Raw genomic sequence first — 16,888 nt, forward strand, 5'->3', positions numbered from 1 at the left:
GTTCAGCCCTCCGTGCCGGTGTCCGTCGCGGCGTCCGGGCGCGGGTCCAGGGGCGGGTCCGGGTGGCCGTGGACCGCGCGTACGCAGCGGGCGAGCAGCAGGAGCCCGCACACCAGCAGGGCTCCCGAGACGGTCCAGCCGAGGGCCAGCGTCAACGGGTGGCCGGGCTTGTCCCACGGGCGGGTGGTGGTCAGCAGCCAGCCGCCGACGGCCAGCAGGCCGAGGCCGAGCGCCGCCGGGACCGCGGTGGGGTCGCCGGCGCCCTCGTACTCGTACTCGTACGACTCGGGGTTCACGGGACCACCACCTCCGGGGGACGGTCGGGCGCGCGCCGCCGCCCGCTGCCTTCCCCGCTATCTTCGCAGGGCCTCGGCCGGTTCGACACGGGCCGCCCGCCAGGCGGGATAGAGGCCCGCGAGCAGCCCGGTGACCAGCCCGGTGAGCGGGGCCGCGGCCACGGTGACCGGGTGGATCACCGGGGTCCAGTCGCGGGCCAGGGAGACGGCGACCACGGTCAGCTCACCCAGCGAGGTCCCGACCAGGCCGCCGAGCGCCCCGAGGGCCGCGGACTCGGTGAGGAACTGGGCCGAGACGTGCCGGCCCCGGGCGCCGAGCGCCCGCCGCAGCCCGATCTCGCCGGTCCGCTCCAGTACGGCGACCAGGGTGGTGTTCGCGATCCCGACCGCGCCGATGACCAGGCAGATCCCGGCCAGCAGCAGGAAGAGCGCACTCAGGTCGGCGGTCACACCCGAGCGCAGCATCCGCGGGTCGGGCGGCGGGACGGCCTTCAGGTACTCGGGGTGGTCGGGGCGCAGCGCGAGCGGGGCGAGGGCGGCGACCTGCCGGGCGGCGCCGAGCTCGGTGGCGATCAGCATGCTCGCGGCACCGGGCGCGGGCGGGCCCCAGAGCTGCTCGGCGGTGGCGCGCGGCACGAGGACCGACATCAGGTGCTCGGGCCGGCGTTCGAGGTCGGCGACGATGCCCGCCACGGTGAAGGGCTCCTGGCCGATGTAGAGGGCGGGCCGGGTGGCCAGGGTGGTGATGCCGAGACGGGCGGCGAGCCCGCTGCCGATGACGACGACCCGCTCGTGGCCGCGCTCGGCGAACTCGTCGTAGAGGCGCCCCTGCTGGAGGGTCGGTACGAGGGCGGCGACGGCCCCGGGGGAGGCGGCGACGACGGCCGCGCCGGTGGTGGGGTCCCCGGCCCCGGACGGCAGCGGGCCGACCGTGGTGCGGGAGTCGAGCCGTACCGTCCACAGCACCCCGGCGTGCTCGATCCCGGCGACGGCGCGCAGCCGCTGCTCGGCGTCGGCGGGGAAGCCGGGCCCGGCGAACTCGTTCTGCTGGGCGGCGACGTCCTCGACGCCGACCTCGGTGGCGGTCAGCACGTTGAACCGGCCGTCGATCTGCGAGGAGATGGTGGCGGTGAGGCCGAGCACGGCGACGAAGCTGCCGACGCCGAGAACGGTGCCGAGGGCGGTGAGCACGGCCCGGCCGGGGCGGCGCAGCATGCCGGCGACGGCCTCGGCCAGGGCGTCGCGTACGGACAGCCGGGTCGGGGCGACGGCGCTGCGAGGGGCGGAGCTTCGCGGGGCCGCACTTCGCGGGGCGGCGCTCACGGGTGCAGCCGCCCGTCGCGGATGGTGACGGTCCGGTGTCCGCGCCGGGCCACCTCGGGGTCGTGCGTGATGACGAGGACGGTCATCCCGGTTCCGTGCAGCTCGGCGAGCAGCCCGAGGACCGACGCGGCGTTGGCGGAGTCGAGATTGCCGGTCGGCTCGTCGCACAGCAGCAGCGAGGGCCGCCCGACCAGGGCGCGGGCGATGGCCACCCGCTGGCGCTCGCCGCCGGACAGCCGCCCGGGCACGGCGCCGGCCCGGTGTCCGAGACCGACCTGGTCGAGGGCTTCACGGGCGCGTACGAGGCGCCGGTCGCGCGGGACTCCGGTGTAGAGCATGGCGAGGGTGACGTTCTCCAGGGCGGACCGGTGGGGCAGCAGGTGGAAGGACTGGAAGACGAAGCCGATCCGGCGGCCGCGCAGGGCGGTGCGCTCCCGGTCGGGGAGTGCGGCGGTGTCGATCCCGTCGAGGAGGTACCGGCCGCTGGTGGGGGAGTCCAGTAGCCCGGCGACGTTGAGGAAGGTGGACTTGCCGGAGCCGGAGGGGCCGACGACGGTGATGAACTCACCGCGCCGCACGCTCAGGTCGCAGGGGTGCAGGGCCGCGACGGGCGGTGGCCCGGGGTAGGTGAGGCCGACCCCACGGAGTTCGATCACGGGGCTGTCGCCGTCGCCGTCGCCGTCGCCGTCGCACACGCTCTCGCGCACGCCCGCGCCCGCACCCGCGCCCGCACCCGCGCCCGTGGGCTGCGGACGTCGCCGCGACGGCTCCCCCAGGAGCCTCACTTGGTCCTCCCCGGGGTCTGCCGGGGCGCGACGCCGATCACCACTCGGGTCCCGGCGGCCAGTGCGCCCGCCTGCGCCGCGGTGACGGACACGAAGCCGTCGCCGCTGGTGCCGGTGCGCACCTCGATGCGCCGCTGGGCGCCCTCGGCGGACACGGCGGTGACGACCGTACGCCCGTCCGCGCCCGCCGAGACGGCGGTGACCGGGACGACGAGCGCCTCGCCGTCGGTGGCGGCGGACTCGATGGTCAGCCGGACGTCCTGCCCGGCGAACCCGGCGGGCAGCGGCTGGTCGGGGCGGACCACCATCCGGTAGCCGAGGTCGGCGCCCGCGCCGCCTCCGCTCCCGCCGCCCTTGGCGTCCGGGCCCTGGCCCTGCTGCTGCTGCGCTCCGGCGGGCGGTGCGGCGGAGCGCTCGGTGGCGACGAGCGCCACCTTGCCGCGGACATCGGTGCCGGAGACCTCGGAGGAGATCACCACGGCCATCCCGGCGCGCAGCAGCTGCCGCTTGTCGTCCTTGAGGTAGGCCTCCACGACGAGTTCCCCGGCGGAGAGCGTGAGCACCGGCCCGGCCACGGGGGAGCCCGTGCGGGCTCCGAGGGAGCTGACGCGGGCCGGGAAGGAGCCCAGGAACACGGTCTCGGTGGTGGGCAGCATCGGCCCGTCGACGGCCTCGGCCGCCGCGAGCGCGGCCCGGGCCTCGCCGAGCGCCTGCCGCGCCCGCGCCAGCTCCCGGCCGGAGCCTGAACGCGAGACGGAGCCGCCGCCCTTGCCGGAGCCCGAGCCGTCGCCTGCGCCGGGGCTCGGGGTGGCCGCCGTCCCGCCGCCCTTGCCGGTACCGGTGCCGGTGCCGGTGCCGATCTCCGCGGGCGCGGCAGCGGGGCCGCGCGCGTCCTCCACCGCCCATGTCGCCGACCGGACGGCCTCCCGCGCCGACTTGAGCGCCGCGCCCCCGTCGGCGACCGCGGGCAGCGGTTCGTACCCGATGGCCCGGTAGCGGGCGGCGAGCGCAGCCTTCGTACCGGTCCCGAAGACCCCCTTCGCGTCGCCGCCGGTGCCGTGCCCGAGCTCGCGCAGTGCCTGCTGCAGCTGCGCGACGTCGTCGCCGGTGGCGCCGGGCCTCAGGTCGCGGTACATCGGCTGCGCGCCGTGCAGGGCGAAGACGGGCCGCCCCGACACCTCGGCGATCAGCTGCCCCGCCGTGACCGGGTCCCCGGCCTTCAGCGGCAGTTTGGTCACCACCGCGGTCCCGGCGCCCTCCCCGGAGCGCATGCCCTGCGGGGACACGGCGACGCTCTGGTCGGCGGCCACGGTCCCGCGCATCACCACCGTCTGCGCGAGCACCCGCCGCTCGACCTCCGCGGTCAGGGCCCCCTGCGCGGGCGGGCCGGTCTCGGCGGCCACCTGCGCAGGGGACTTCACCAAGGTGGTGGCCAGCAGTCCGCCGACGGCCATCAACGCGGCCCCGCCGACGACCGAGAGCACCACGCGCCGTCCGCGCGCGAGGGGGCCCCGGTCGTCGTCGGGGGCCGCGGTCGCCCCGGGGGCCGGGGCCTCGGTGTGTTCCACGACCTGCTCCGGTTCGCTCATCTCTCCGGCCGGCACTTCTTCAACGCGTCGACGTGGTCGCGCTTGAGCGCGGTCCACTGCTCGGGAGTGCCCTTGCGTTCGTCGATCTGGGCGGTGACCGGGTCCGGGTCCGGGTACCAGGAGACGCCCTCGGCCCGCAGGCACGCGGACTCCTTCCGCGCGGCGGCGACCTGGGCGGGTGTGGCCGGCTGGGGCTTCGCCGGGGGCGGCAGCAGGGATTCGCAGGCCTTGTGTGCCTCCGCATTCCAGGGCTTCGACTTGTCCACGCGCGGAGCCCCGTAATCCGTATAGACGATCGCCTGGCCCTGCTTCTTCAGGCAATCGTGGTAGGCGATTTCCTCCGCGGTGGGCGGCGGACTGTCGCTTGCTACAGGTTCTCCGTCCCCGCCGCCGCATCCCGTCAGAGAAATGCACAGGATGAACAGTCCGGTCAAATACCTTGCGTGCACGACGGGTTTCCCTTGCGGCGGTAGGAGTGGATTTTGCGCATCCGTTTGCGGGGGTGGGGGGTCCGCGCCGCCAGATAGTAGATAGCAGTGGCCGGTTGGGGCAAGTTACCTATCAGACAACAGAAATGACTGTCCATCAGCTGAGAAAAGACTTGTTCCTGCACAGGGGTTCGCTGTTGAATCCCGGCCGGGCGGAAATGCGCCATGCCGCCCCGTCCGACACACCCCGATTTTCACCCGAAGAGAGAGGCAAGCGCGATGGACAATGCAATGCGCAAGCTGGCGGCCGGATGCGTCGCCGCCGTTTCGGTCGGTGCCATTCTGCTGGGAACCGCGGGCCCCGCGGCCGCCTGGGCGCGCGACGGAAATCTGGAGAACCACGAGTTCGGGCTTTACTACTGGCAGGCCCAGTCGGGTTGTGTCTTCGACCTGGTGACCAATGACGTGAACTTCAGCGACGACAAGTACCAGGGTTCCTGCTCGGTCAGCGGGTCGTGGATCAACGACACCACCGAGTCCTACCGGAACCGGGACATCTACGCCTGGAAGGTCGGTACCGACAAGGACCTGGGCGGCAACGTCGGAGAGATCCCGTCGAACTACGCGGGCAACGCCTCGGACAAGTTCAAGAACAAGATCAGCTCGGCCAAGTACACCCTCCACCCGTAATCCGGATCCGGCAGAAGGAGTTCCCCGCGATGCACACTCCCCGGCGCCGTCGGCCCGCCGCCGCTCCGGCCGCCGCCCTGCTGACGGCCGTTCTCCTGGCCGGCTGCGCCGGGACCGGCGGCGCCGGGGACGGCGAACCCGAGCTCGGTCCCGTCGAGGTGAACCCGGCGACGGCCGCGCTGTCCCTCCCGATGGACGCGTACACGGACACCGAGGCCGAACGGATCCGGATGGGCCAGGTCCAGCAGACCCTGGTCTCCCGGTGCATGGCCCGGTACGGCTTCACCTACGAGGGCGTGAGGTCGGCCGAGCCGTCCGGCGCCGGGGCCGAGGACCGCCACCGGTACCTCTTCGGCCTGGCCGATCCGCAGTTCGCGGCGGCGCACGGGTACGACAAGTCCGCCGGCGAGGGAACACCGGCCAAGCCCGGGGCCCCGCAGCTGAGCGACAGCGCGTCCGTCGTGATGACCGGCGAGCAGCCGGGAACGCAGGGCGGGAAGGCTCCCGACGCCAACACCGAGGAGGAGGCCACGACGGTGGACAGCGGTCTGACGGCGGCCGGGCAGCGGGTGCCGGCCGGCGGGTGCGGGCGGGAGGGGTTCCGCAAGCTGTACGCCCCGACCAAGGACAGCGTGGACCTGCTCTTCACCTTCGAGCTGGCCTCGGAGGCGCACGACCGCTCCCGACAGGACTCCCGGGTCGTCGACGCCCTCAAGAAGTGGACGTCATGCATGGACAAGTCGGGATACGCCGGGATCGAATCACCGTACGACGTCGTGGAGAAGCTGGGCCTGGAGGACGACAAGGGCGGCCAGAGGGCCGTCACGGCCGCCACGGCGGACGTGGCGTGCAAGCGCGAGGTCAACCTCGTCGGGATCTGGGGCGCGGCCGAGAAGGCCTACCAGGAGCGGCTCGTCGAGGAGCACGCCGAGACGCTCGCGCTCTACAGGACGCAGCGCGAGGCCCGCTTCAGGCTGGCGGCCTCGCTGGGCTGAGGAAGGGCCCGGCGCCGCCGGAGCGCGAAGAACGGCCCCAGGGCCGGCACTCCACCCCCGAGCGGGGGAGTGCCGGCCCTGGGGCCGTGTCCGTGCGTTCAGGTGCCGCGGACCGAGCGGGGTGCTCAGAGGACGCGAACGGCGCCCGTCGGCTTGTCGTAGCTCAGGTTGCGCTCGACGATGCCGGTGCTGGGGTTCTGCGCGCCGACGAACTTGCCGCCACCGACGTAGATGGCGACGTGGTACGCGCTGCCCTTGGAGCCCCAGTACAGGATGTCGCCCGGCTGAAGGGCGTTCAGCGACACCGAGGTGCCGGCCGAGGACTGCGCCTGGGACATGCGCGGCAGGCTGATGCCGGCCTGGCGGTACGCGGCCTGGACGAGACCGGAGCAGTCGAACGAGGACGGGCCGGTGCCGCCCATCACGTACGCCTTGCCGACCTGCGCGCGGGCGAAGTTGACGATGGCCGCGGCGGAACCGGTGGCCGGGGCGGAGACCGTGCCGGTGCCCTGCGGGGCGGCGGCGCTCTTGAGCGTGGTGCGCTCGGAGCTGCGGCTGGAGCGCTCGGCCTCGGCCTTGCGGGCGGCCTCTTCGTTCGCCTTCTTCTCGGCGTCGGCCTTCTTCTGGGCCTCTTCCTTGGCCTGCTTCGCCTCGGCGGCGGCGCCGCTGCGGGCGCTCTCCTCCTGGGCGGTCAGTTCGCCCTCGACGGCCGCGAAGCGGGTGTTCTCGGCGGCCTTGGTGACGGCGGAGGAGACGTCGGCGCCCAGGTCCAGGTTCAGGACCGGCATTTCGAGCGTCGTCTCGGCCACGGGCTCGGCGGACGGGGACGCGCTCGCGGTGCCGGCCATGGCCAGGGTGCTGAGGACGCCACCGGCAACTCCGGCGCGGACCGCGAGCTTCGAGGCGCTGCGGCGGGGCTTCCGGTGGCTGGGTATGTGAGCGGTGTGGGACATGAGGACAACCGCTATCAGGGTGCCCGGGTTCCCTTCAAGAAACGTGGGTTGCGCCACAGTTGCGCGCGAAGGCCGCTAACCGGGCGTCTCTCGCTTCTTATTGACGCCGTAACGGGCGAAACGGACAGGCCTTCACAAGGCTGTGATCATGGGGTTTCGGAATTAAGTCCTAATTGATCCCTGACCTACCATCACTCCGCACTGATGGCCAAGCCCCGTTTCGGAACGATCAATTCAGAGTGGCGCAGGTCACAGTCGCATCACGCCATGTGGACGCTGTGCCCCTCCCGTGACCTTCCTGTGAACGGGCCGAGAGGTTCGTGAACGGATGCACGCACGCGCGGCGTCCCGCACGCGGTCGCCGGGGGCCTCCGTTCATCCGGCACCTGCCCCCTCGATCGCGACTTCATTCACTCCCGCCGCCCTCGCCTCCGTCCCGCGTCCACCTCCGTACGCACGGGGTCCCCCGACCGGGCGACGGCGATCCCTTTATCATCACCGCACCCCCGTTGCCAATTTGCCTGCACTGGGAATCCTTTGATAGGGCAAGCGGCCTTCTACCTGCGGTAACGGGCCTGGATGTCACCTTTGGTGATCATGTGGATGCTTCGCGTATGAAGATCACCACTCATCGGACTTCATGATCGTTCGTCAGGTGGTGGAGATCACAAACTCGGTGTTGCAACCCGTGTCGCAGATCACAGACGAGCAGGCATAGGATGCGGACCAGTCCGGCTTGTGAACTGCCTCACATGCAAGCGCTTCATCGAAAGCGTGATCTTCGCGAGGTGGTCCACGCGGCGCCGGCAGCGGTCCAACGGTCAAGGACGACTGGAAGGAGCGAGGAGCGTGAATGCGTACGCGCCCATCCTCGTGCTCGGCGCCCTCGGCGCAGGGTTTGCGATCTTCTCCGTGGTCATGGCCACGCTGATCGGCCCAAAACGCTACAACCGGGCAAAGCTCGACGCCTACGAGTGCGGCATCGAGCCGACGCCGATGCCGGCCGGCGGTGGCCGCTTCCCGATCAAGTACTACCTGACGGCGATGCTCTTCATCGTCTTCGACATCGAGGTTGTCTTCCTCTACCCCTGGGCCGTCACCTTCGACTCCCTGGGGATCTTCGGGCTCGTCGAGATGTTGCTCTTCGTGCTCACCGTCTTCGTCGCCTACGCCTACGTGTGGCGCCGCGGCGGCCTGGAATGGGACTGAGGGGCTGAATTTTCCATGGGACTGGAAGAGAAGCTGCCGAGCGGCTTTCTGCTGACCACCGTCGAACAGGCCGCGGGATGGGTGCGCAAGTCGTCCGTCTTCCCGGCGACCTTCGGCCTGGCCTGCTGCGCCATCGAGATGATGACCACCGGAGCGGGCCGCTACGACCTGGCCCGCTTCGGCATGGAGGTCTTCCGCGGATCCCCGCGCCAGGCCGATCTGATGATCGTGGCCGGCCGGGTCAGTCAGAAGATGGCGCCGGTGCTGCGGCAGGTGTACGACCAGATGCCCGCTCCCAAATGGGTCATCTCCATGGGTGTTTGTGCATCTTCAGGCGGAATGTTCAATAACTACGCGATTGTCCAGGGCGTCGACCACATCGTTCCGGTGGACATCTATCTGCCCGGCTGCCCGCCCCGCCCCGAGATGCTGATGGACGCGATCCTCAAGCTCCATCAGAAGATCCAGGGCTCCAAGCTCGGCGTGAACCGGGAAGAGGCGGCCCGTGAGGCGGAGGAGGCGGCCCTCAAGGCCCTCCCCATGATCGAGATGAAGGGGCTGCTCCGGTGAGCGAGACCCAAGAGCCGGAGAACGGCAGCAACGTACCCGTGCCGCGCGCCCAGGGCCCCGAGGTCATCGGCGTCCGCAAGGGCATGTTCGGCGCCGCGGGCGGCGGGGACACCAGCGGCTACGGCGGCCTGGTGCGGACCGTGGCCATGCCCGGCGCGACGAGCCGACCGTACGGCTCCTACTTCGACGAGGTCGCCGACGAGCTCGAAGGCGCCCTGGAGGAGCAGGACCTGGTCCCCGGGAACGCCATCGAGAAGACGGTCGTCGACCGGGGCGAGCTCACCTTCCACATCGCCCGCGAGCACCTCGTGCTGGTCGCGCGGACCCTGCGCGACGACCCGGCCCTGCGCTTCGAGCTCTGCACCGGCGTCTCCGGCGTGCACTTCCCCGGGGACAAGGGCCGCGAGATGCACGCCGTCTACCACCTGCGCTCGCTCACGCACGGCCGGATCCTGCGGCTGGAGGTGTCCGTCCCGGACAGCGACCCGCACGTCCCCTCGCTCGTCGCCGTCTACCCGACCAACGACTGGCACGAGCGCGAGACGTACGACTTCTTCGGCCTGATCTTCGACGGGCACCCGGCCCTCACCCGGATCATGATGCCGGACGACTGGCAGGGCTTCCCGCAACGCAAGGACTACCCGCTCGGCGGGATTCCCGTCGAGTACAAGGGCGCCCAGATCCCGGCTCCCGACCAGCGGAGGTCGTACAGCTGATGTCCCCCACCTCGAATCGCGCAGAAAACCACGCCTCCGCCCGCGAGACGACCGAGGGCACCGTCTACACCGTCACCGGCGGCGACTGGGACGAGATCGTCCAGTCCGCCGCCAAGGCCGACGACGAGCGGATCGTCGTCAACATGGGCCCGCAGCACCCCTCCACCCACGGAGTGCTGCGCCTGATCCTGGAGATCGACGGCGAGACGGTCACCGAAGCCCGCTGCGGTATCGGCTACCTGCACACCGGCATCGAGAAGAACCTCGAATTCCGGAACTGGACGCAGGGCACCACCTTCGTGACGCGCATGGACTACCTGACGCCGTTCTTCAACGAGACGGCGTACTGCCTCGGCGTCGAGAGGCTCCTCGGCATCACCGACCAGATCCCGGACCGCGCCACCGTCATCCGGGTCCTGCTGATGGAGCTCAACCGGCTCTCCTCCCACCTGGTGTGCATCGCCACCGGCGGCATGGAGCTGGGCGCGACCACGATCATGATCTACGGCTTCCGCGACCGCGAGCTGATCCTCGACATCTTCGAGCTGATCACCGGACTGCGCATGAACCACGCGTTCGTCCGCCCCGGCGGCCTCGCCCAGGACCTGCCCCCGGGCGCGGTCGACCAGCTGCGCGAGTTCGTGAAGACCATGAAGAAGAACCTGCCGGAGTACGACAAGCTCGCCACCGGCAACCCCATCTTCAAGGCCCGCATGCAGGACGTCGGCCACCTCGACCTCACCGGCTGCATGGCGCTCGGCGCCACCGGCCCGATCCTGCGCTCCGCCGGCCTGCCGCACGACCTGCGCAAGTCGGACCCGTACTGCGGCTACGAGAACTACGAGTTCGACGTGCCGACCACCGAGAGCTGCGACTCCTACGGGCGGTTCCTGATCCGCCTGGAGGAGATGCGCCAGTCGCTGCGGATCGTCGAGCAGTGCCTGGAGCGCCTGGAGCCGGGCCCGGTGATGGTCGCCGACAAGAAGATCGCCTGGCCGGCGCAGCTGGCGATGGGCCCCGACGGCCTCGGCAACTCGCTGGACCACATCAGGAACATCATGGGCACCTCCATGGAGGCCCTCATCCACCACTTCAAGCTGGTGACCGAGGGCTTCCGGGTACCGGCCGGCCAGGCGTACGCGGCCGTCGAGTCGCCCAAGGGCGAGCTCGGCGTCCACGTGGTCTCCGACGGCGGCACCCGCCCCTACCGGGTCCACTTCCGCGACCCGTCCTTCACCAACCTGCAGGCCATGGCCGCGATGTGCGAGGGCGGCCAGGTCGCCGACGTCATCGTCGCCGTCGCCTCCATCGACCCCGTGATGGGAGGCGTCGACCGATGACCGCCAGTCCTGCGAACCAAGGGGTCTCGCTGGGCATGCCCCAGCTGCCGGCCCCCGACTTTCCGGCGGAGGTACGCGAGCGCCTCGAGGCCGACGCCAAGGAAGTCATCGCCCGCTACCCCGACAGCCGCTCCGCGCTACTGCCGCTGCTGCACCTGACGCAGTCCGAGGACGGCTACGTCTCGCGCACCGGCATCCGCTTCTGCGCCGAGGTACTGGGGCTGACCACCGCCGAGGTCACGGCCGTGGCGACCTTCTACACGATGTACCGGCGGGTGCCTTCCGGCGACTACCAGGTCGGGGTCTGTACGAACACCCTGTGCGCGGTGATGGGCGGCGACGCCATCTTCGACGAGCTCAAGGAGCACCTCGGGGTCGGCAACAACGAGACCACGCCCGACGGCAAGATCACCCTCGAACACATCGAGTGCAACGCCGCCTGCGACTTCGCCCCCGTGGTGATGGTCAACTGGGAGTTCTTCGACAACCAGACCCCCGAATCCGCCAAGGCCATGGTCGACGACCTGCTGGCCGGCCGCGAGGTCTCCCCGACCCGGGGCGCGCCCCTGTGCACGTACAAGGCGACCGCCCGGATCCTGGCCGGTTTCCCGGACGAGCGCGAGGGCGCGGTCGAGGCGACCGGCGGCGCCGGGCCCGCCTCCCTGATCGGGCTGCGCATCGCGCGCGGCGAATCCGCGCACACCTCGATCGTCCACCCGCGTGGCGAGGCCGCCGCCGAGGGAGGGGAGTGATGTCCGTGTCTTCCGAACTGAGCAACGGCGGCACCTCCCACCCGGAGGCCGGGGGCGGGACGAGCCCGGAGAAGCTCCTCGCCCCGGTGCTGTCCGCCTTCTGGGACGAGCCGCGGTCGTGGACGCTGGAGACCTACCGCCGTCACGAGGGGTACGAGGGCCTGCGCAAGGCGCTCGCGATGACCCCGGACGACCTCATCGCCTACGTGAAGGACTCGGGCCTGCGCGGCCGCGGCGGCGCGGGCTTCCCCACCGGAATGAAGTGGCAGTTCATCCCGCAGGGCGACGGAAAGCCGCACTACCTCGTCGTGAACGCGGACGAGTCGGAGCCGGGAACCTGCAAGGACATCCCCCTCCTCTTCGCCAACCCGCACTCCCTCATCGAGGGAATGATCATCGCCTGCTACGCGATCCGCTCGGAGCACGCCTTCATCTACCTGCGCGGGGAGACGGTGCCCGTACTGCGGCGCCTGCACGAGGCCGTGCGCGAGGCGTACGCGGCCGGATACCTCGGCAAGGACATCGACGGCACCGGGCGCAACCTCGACATCACGGTGCACGCGGGCGCGGGCGCCTACATCTGCGGCGAGGAGACGGCGCTGCTCGACTCCCTCGAAGGACGGCGCGGCCAGCCCCGCCTGCGTCCCCCCTTCCCCGCGGTCGAGGGGCTCTACGCCTGCCCCACTGTCGTCAACAACGTCGAGTCCATCGCCTCGGTTCCCGCGATCCTGAACAAGGGCAAGGACTGGTTCAAGTCCATGGGGACCGAGAAGTCCCCCGGCTTCACGCTGTACTCGCTCTCCGGGCACGTCGTCGGACCCGGCCAGTACGAGGCCCCGCTGGGCATCACCCTGCGCCAGCTCCTCGACATGAGCGGCGGCATGCGCCCCGGGCACCGGCTGAAGTTCTGGACCCCGGGCGGCTCCTCCACCCCGATGTTCACCGACGAGCACCTCGACGTCCCGCTGGACTACGAGGGCGTGGGCGCCGCCGGCTCGATGCTCGGCACCAAGGCCCTCCAGTGCTTCGACGAGACGACCTGCGTGGTGCGGGCCGTGACCCGGTGGACCGAGTTCTACGCCCACGAGTCCTGCGGCAAGTGCACGCCGTGCCGCGAAGGCACCTACTGGCTGGTCCAGCTTCTGCGCGACATCGAGACCGGCAAGGGCGTCATGTCCGACCTCGACAAGCTGAACGACATCGCCGACAACATCAACGGCAAGTCCTTCTGCGCGCTCGGCGACGGCGCGGCCAGCCCGATCTTCTCCTCGCTCAAGTACTTCCGCGAGGAGTACGAGCAGCACATCACGGGCAAGGGCTGCCCCTTCGACCCCAGGAAGTCGACCCTCTGGGCCGACACGGAGGTGAACGCATGACCGTCACCACTACAGCGGCCTCCGGGGGCGGAGCGGCGGTTCCCCCGGAGAACACCGTCTCGCTGACCATCGACGGGGTCGAGCTGTCCGTCCCCAAGGGCACCCTCGTCATCCGGGCCGCCGAGCAGCTCGGCATCGAGATCCCCCGGTTCTGCGACCACCCCCTGCTCTCCCCGGCCGGCGCCTGCCGCCAGTGCATCGTCGAGGTGGAGGGCCAGCGCAAGCCGATGGCCTCCTGCACCATCACCTGCACCGACGGCATGGTCGTCAAGACCCAGCTGACCTCCGAGGTCGCCGACAAGTCCCAGCGCGGTGTGATGGAGCTGCTGCTCATCAACCACCCGCTGGACTGCCCGGTCTGCGACAAGGGCGGCGAATGCCCGCTGCAGAACCAGGCGATGTCGCACGGCAACGCCGAATCCCGGTTCGAGGGCAAGAAGCGCACCTACGAGAAGCCGGTGCCGATCTCCACCCAGGTGCTGCTGGACCGCGAGCGGTGCGTGCTGTGCGCGCGCTGCACCCGCTTCTCCAACGAGATCGCCGGCGACCCGATGATCGAGCTGCTGGAGCGCGGCGCGCTCCAGCAGGTCGGCATCGGCGAGGGCGACCCCTTCGAGTCGTACTTCTCCGGCAACACCATCCAGATCTGCCCGGTCGGCGCCCTGACCTCGGCCGCCTACCGGTTCCGCTCCCGCCCGTTCGACCTCGTCTCCTCCCCGAGCGTGTGCGAGCACTGTGCGGGCGGCTGCGCGACCCGCACCGACCACCGCCGCGGCAAGGTGCTGCGCCGCCTCGCCGCCGAGGACCCCGAGGTCAACGAGGAGTGGCTCTGCGACAAGGGCCGCTTCGGGTTCCGCTACGCGCAGCGCCCGGACCGGCTGACCACCCCGCTGGTGCGCAGCGCCGCCGGAGTACTGGAGCCGGCGAGCTGGCCCGAGGCCCTGGAGGCCGCGGCGAACGGACTCGCCGCCGCGCGCGGCCGGGCCGGAGTGCTGACCGGCGGCCGGCTCCCCGTCGAGGACGCCTACGCGTACGCCAAGTTCGCGCGGGTGGTGCTCGACACCAACGACATCGACTTCCGGGCCCGCGTGCACAGCGCGGAGGAGGCCGAGTTCCTGGCCTCGGAGGTCGCGGGCCACGGGGTCGACCTCGGCGGGCAGTGGCTCTCGTACACCGCCCTGGAGGCGGCCCCGGCGGTGCTGCTCGTCGGCATCGAGGCGGAGGAGGAGGCCCCCGGCGTCTTCCTGCGGCTGCGCAAGGCCCACCGCAAGCACAAGCAGCGGACCTTCTCCGTCGCCCCCTTCGCCACCCGCGGCCTGGACAAGGCCGGCGGTCGCCTGCTGGCCGCCGCCCCCGGCACCGAGCCCGAGTGGCTCGACGCACTGGCCTCCCGGACCGGACTGGAGACCGGGGGCGCCGAGGCCGCCGAGGCGCTGCGCCTGCCCGGTGCGGTCATCCTCGTCGGGGAGCGCCTCGCCGGAGTGCCGGGCGCGCTGACCGCCGCCGTCGGGGCCGCCGGGGTCACCGGGGCCACCCTGGTGTGGATCCCGCGGCGGGCCGGTGAGCGGGCCGCCATCGAGGCGGGCGCGCTGCCGTCCCTGCTGCCGGGCGGCCGTCCGGCCACCGACCCGCGGGCCCGCGACGAGGTCAGGGCCGCCTGGGGCCTGGACGAACTCCCGCACCGCTACGGCCGCGACACCGACCAGATCGTCGAGGCCGCGGCGACCCGGGAGCTCTCCGCCCTGCTGATCGCGGGAGTCGAGGTCGCCGACCTGCCGGACCCGGCCCGCGCGCGGACCGCCCTCCAGGAGGCCTTCGTGGTCTCCCTGGAGCTGCGGCCCAGCGAGGTCACCGACCACGCGGACGTGGTCCTCCCGGTCGCCGCGGTGGCCGAGAAGGCCGGCGCCTTCATCAACTGGGAGGGCAGGGTCCGGCCGTTCGAGGCCGCGCTCAAGCCCGACCAGATGACCCGCCGGCTCGCCCCGGCCGACGCCCGCGTGCTGCACATGCTGGCCGACGCGGCCGACCGGCCGATCGCGCTGCCCGACGTGCACGCCGTACGCCGGGAGATCGACCGGCTCGGCCCGTGGGCCGGGGAGCGGGCCGCCGGGCAGAGCGTGGACACCGCGGCGCTGCCCCGTCCGGGCATCGGCGAGGCGGTCCTCGCGGGCCACCGGCTCCTCCTGGACCTCGGCCGGCTCCAGGAGGGCGACGAGGCCCTGGCCGGTACCCGGCACGAGGCCAGTGCCCGGCTCTCGGCCGCCACGGCCGCCGAGACCGGCGTCAAGAACGGCGACGTCCTCGCGGTCACCGGCCCGGCCGGCACCGTGGAACTCCCGCTCCGGATCACCGAGATGCCCGACCGCGTGGTCTGGCTCCCGCTGAACTCCACCGGCTCCGGCGTCCTCGCCGACGCCGGCGCCCGCCCGGGCACCCTCGTACGCATCGGCCCGGCGATGCCGGCCGGCGCAGGCGACACCACTGCGGAGGTGGGCGCGTGAACGCGGTACACAGCGACTTCGTGCAGGTGGCCGCCGAGGACCTGTCCCTGTTCGGCCACGACGTCTGGTGGCTGGTCCTCCTCAAGGCGGTCTTCTGCTTCGCCTTCCTGATGGTGACGGTGCTCTTCTCCATCGTGTGGGAGCGCAAGGTCGTCGCCTGGATGCAGCTGCGCATCGGCCCGAACCGGCACGGCCCCTGGGGCATGCTCCAGTCGCTCGCCGACGGTGTGAAGCTGATGCTCAAGGAAGACCTGATCGTCAAGCGGGCCGACAAGGTGATCTACGTCCTGGCCCCGATCATCGCGGCGATCCCGGCCTTCATGGCCATCGCGGTGATCCCCTTCGGGCCCGCGGACAACGAGGTCTCCATCTTCGGCCAGCGCACCACGATGCAGCTGACCGACCTGCCCATCGCGATGCTCTACATCCTCGCGGTGGCCTCGGTCGGCATCTACGGCATCGTGCTCGCGGGCTGGTCCTCCGGCTCGACCTACCCGCTCCTCGGCGGCCTGCGCTCCTGCGCGCAGATGATCTCCTACGAGATCGCGATGGGCGCGGCCTTCGCCTCGGTCTTCCTCTACTCCGGGTCGATGTCGACCTCGGCGATCGTGGAGGCCCAGGAGGGCCGCTGGTTCATCGTGCTGCTGCCGGTGTCCTTCATCATCTACGTCATCACGATGGTCGGCGAGACGAACCGCGCCCCCTTCGACATGCCGGAGTCCGAGGGCGACCTGGTCGGCGGCTTCAACACCGAGTACTCGTCCATCAAGTTCGCGCTGTTCATGCTGGCGGAGTACGTCAACATGGTCACCGTCTCGGCGGTCTCGGTCACCCTCTTCCTGGGCGGCTGGCGGGCCCCGTACCCGATCAGCTCCTTCTGGGAGGGCGCGAACCACGGCTGGTGGCCGATGCTCTGGTTCGTCATCAAGGTGCAGCTGCTGCTGTTCTTCTTCATCTGGCTGCGCGGCACCCTGCCCCGGGTGCGCTACGACCAGCTGATGAAGCTGGGCTGGAAGGTGCTCATCCCGGTCTCGGTCGTCTGGCTGATGCTGGTGGCCACGGTCCGGGCGCTGCGCAACGAGGCGTACGACTTCAGCGAGATCGTCCTCTACGTCGGCGGCGCCGTCGTGGCGATCCTGCTCCTCTCCTTCGTCGCGGACGTCTTCCGCGACAAGCGGGAGAAGGCGGTGGCCGCGGAGGCCGTGCACGACACCGAGCCCTTCGACCCGCTGGCGGGCGGATTCCCCGTGCCGCCCAAGCCCGGCCAGCACCTGGCACCCGTACCGCGCAGGCGCTCCCGCACCGAGCGGGAGCTGATTGTCAGTGGCGGGACGAATACTGAAAGTGACCGAGAGGAGGCTTGAG

At 71.3% G+C, this 16,888-nt stretch carries 16 protein-coding genes; 10 read left to right on the forward strand and 6 right to left on the reverse strand.

Features of this window, described 5'->3' with window-relative positions; all coding sequences use genetic code 11:
• Positions 1-2: 2 nt before the first annotated feature.
• The 5 genes from ACIQZO_RS06820 to ACIQZO_RS06840 are packed head-to-tail and all read right to left on the reverse strand — an operon-like array spanning position 3 to position 4,442.
• Entirely contained in the window at positions 3-296 is a 294-nt protein-coding gene (locus ACIQZO_RS06820; RefSeq protein ID WP_403621232.1) for a hypothetical protein, read from the reverse strand.
• 57 nt (positions 297-353) lie between these two features.
• The gene (locus ACIQZO_RS06825) at positions 354-1,619 is read right to left on the reverse strand and encodes an ABC transporter permease (RefSeq protein WP_403621235.1); all 1,266 of its coding nucleotides are present in this window, start codon (positions 1,617-1,619) and stop codon (positions 354-356) included.
• A complete protein-coding gene (locus ACIQZO_RS06830) occupies positions 1,616-2,404 on the reverse strand; it encodes an ABC transporter ATP-binding protein (RefSeq protein ID WP_403621238.1) in 789 nt (262 codons plus the stop codon). Before ACIQZO_RS06830 ends, ACIQZO_RS06825 begins: the two co-directional genes overlap by 4 nt.
• Positions 2,401-3,993, reverse strand: coding sequence for a peptidoglycan-binding protein (locus ACIQZO_RS06835; RefSeq protein WP_403621241.1), 1,593 nt, complete (start codon positions 3,991-3,993; stop codon positions 2,401-2,403). Before ACIQZO_RS06835 ends, ACIQZO_RS06830 begins: the two co-directional genes overlap by 4 nt.
• Positions 3,990-4,442, reverse strand: coding sequence for a hypothetical protein (locus ACIQZO_RS06840; protein ID WP_403621244.1), 453 nt, complete (start codon positions 4,440-4,442; stop codon positions 3,990-3,992). The genes ACIQZO_RS06835 and ACIQZO_RS06840 overlap by 4 nt, the downstream gene beginning before the upstream one ends.
• A gap of 258 nt (positions 4,443-4,700) precedes the next feature.
• Between ACIQZO_RS06840 and ACIQZO_RS06845 the strand changes: the two genes are divergently transcribed.
• Together ACIQZO_RS06845 and ACIQZO_RS06850 are read left to right on the forward strand one after the other, a co-directional pair.
• The gene (locus ACIQZO_RS06845; protein ID WP_403621246.1) at positions 4,701-5,111 is read left to right on the forward strand and encodes a hypothetical protein; all 411 of its coding nucleotides are present in this window, start codon (positions 4,701-4,703) and stop codon (positions 5,109-5,111) included.
• A gap of 29 nt (positions 5,112-5,140) precedes the next feature.
• Positions 5,141-6,106, forward strand: coding sequence for a hypothetical protein (locus ACIQZO_RS06850; RefSeq protein ID WP_403621249.1), 966 nt, complete (start codon positions 5,141-5,143; stop codon positions 6,104-6,106).
• 125 nt (positions 6,107-6,231) lie between these two features.
• On the opposite strand, the gene ACIQZO_RS06855 is transcribed toward ACIQZO_RS06850, so the two are convergent.
• Positions 6,232-7,059: a C40 family peptidase gene (locus ACIQZO_RS06855; protein WP_403621252.1), complete on the reverse strand. Its 828-nt coding sequence runs from the start codon at positions 7,057-7,059 to the stop codon at positions 6,232-6,234.
• 849 nt (positions 7,060-7,908) lie between these two features.
• Here ACIQZO_RS06855 and ACIQZO_RS06860 point away from each other — a divergent pair.
• From ACIQZO_RS06860 to nuoH, 8 genes are read left to right on the forward strand one after another with little or no spacing between them, the layout of a single operon-like run.
• A complete protein-coding gene (locus tag ACIQZO_RS06860; protein WP_030653431.1) occupies positions 7,909-8,268 on the forward strand; it encodes an NADH-quinone oxidoreductase subunit A in 360 nt (119 codons plus the stop codon).
• Between the two features lie 15 nt (positions 8,269-8,283).
• Positions 8,284-8,838, forward strand: coding sequence for an NADH-quinone oxidoreductase subunit B family protein (locus ACIQZO_RS06865; protein WP_329380917.1), 555 nt, complete (start codon positions 8,284-8,286; stop codon positions 8,836-8,838).
• On the forward strand, positions 8,835-9,554 hold the full coding sequence (locus ACIQZO_RS06870; protein ID WP_403621257.1) for an NADH-quinone oxidoreductase subunit C: 720 nt from the start codon (positions 8,835-8,837) through the stop codon (positions 9,552-9,554). Before ACIQZO_RS06865 ends, ACIQZO_RS06870 begins: the two co-directional genes overlap by 4 nt.
• Positions 9,554-10,894 carry an NADH-quinone oxidoreductase subunit D gene (locus ACIQZO_RS06875; RefSeq protein WP_403621259.1) on the forward strand — a complete coding sequence of 447 codons (1,341 nt, stop codon included), beginning with the start codon at positions 9,554-9,556 and terminating at the stop codon, positions 10,892-10,894. Before ACIQZO_RS06870 ends, ACIQZO_RS06875 begins: the two co-directional genes overlap by 1 nt.
• Positions 10,891-11,646 carry an NADH-quinone oxidoreductase subunit NuoE gene (gene nuoE, locus ACIQZO_RS06880; RefSeq protein ID WP_403621262.1) on the forward strand — a complete coding sequence of 252 codons (756 nt, stop codon included), beginning with the start codon at positions 10,891-10,893 and terminating at the stop codon, positions 11,644-11,646. Before ACIQZO_RS06875 ends, nuoE begins: the two co-directional genes overlap by 4 nt.
• Positions 11,646-13,022, forward strand: a complete 1,377-nt coding sequence (gene nuoF, locus ACIQZO_RS06885; RefSeq protein ID WP_403621265.1) for an NADH-quinone oxidoreductase subunit NuoF — start codon at positions 11,646-11,648, stop codon at positions 13,020-13,022. The genes nuoE and nuoF overlap by 1 nt, the downstream gene beginning before the upstream one ends.
• Entirely contained in the window at positions 13,019-15,523 is a 2,505-nt protein-coding gene (locus ACIQZO_RS06890; protein ID WP_403621268.1) for an NADH-quinone oxidoreductase subunit G, read from the forward strand. Before nuoF ends, ACIQZO_RS06890 begins: the two co-directional genes overlap by 4 nt.
• Positions 15,520-16,887: an NADH-quinone oxidoreductase subunit NuoH gene (gene nuoH / locus ACIQZO_RS06895; RefSeq protein ID WP_403621271.1), complete on the forward strand. Its 1,368-nt coding sequence runs from the start codon at positions 15,520-15,522 to the stop codon at positions 16,885-16,887. The genes ACIQZO_RS06890 and nuoH overlap by 4 nt, the downstream gene beginning before the upstream one ends.
• Position 16,888 lies beyond the last annotated feature (1 nt).

This window comes from Streptomyces sp. NPDC097617, assembly GCF_044761485.1.
Lineage (GTDB): Bacteria > Actinomycetota > Actinomycetes > Streptomycetales > Streptomycetaceae > Streptomyces.

Bases quoted from the DNA above. Each gene is read 5' to 3' on its own strand.
- nuoE (WP_403621262.1), top strand. From the start codon at position 10,891: ATGACCGCCAGTCCTGCGAACCAAGGGGTCTCGCTGGGCATGCCCCAG.
- ACIQZO_RS06875 (WP_403621259.1), top strand. From the start codon at position 9,554: ATGTCCCCCACCTCGAATCGCGCAGAAAACCACGCCTCCGCCCGCGAG.
- ACIQZO_RS06845 (WP_403621246.1), top strand. From the start codon at position 4,701: ATGGACAATGCAATGCGCAAGCTGGCGGCCGGATGCGTCGCCGCCGTT.
- ACIQZO_RS06865 (WP_329380917.1), top strand. From the start codon at position 8,284: ATGGGACTGGAAGAGAAGCTGCCGAGCGGCTTTCTGCTGACCACCGTC.
- ACIQZO_RS06855 (WP_403621252.1), bottom strand. From the start codon at position 7,059: ATGTCCCACACCGCTCACATACCCAGCCACCGGAAGCCCCGCCGCAGC.
- ACIQZO_RS06890 (WP_403621268.1), top strand. From the start codon at position 13,019: ATGACCGTCACCACTACAGCGGCCTCCGGGGGCGGAGCGGCGGTTCCC.
- ACIQZO_RS06835 (WP_403621241.1), bottom strand. From the start codon at position 3,993: ATGAGCGAACCGGAGCAGGTCGTGGAACACACCGAGGCCCCGGCCCCC.
- ACIQZO_RS06850 (WP_403621249.1), top strand. From the start codon at position 5,141: ATGCACACTCCCCGGCGCCGTCGGCCCGCCGCCGCTCCGGCCGCCGCC.
- nuoF (WP_403621265.1), top strand. From the start codon at position 11,646: ATGTCCGTGTCTTCCGAACTGAGCAACGGCGGCACCTCCCACCCGGAG.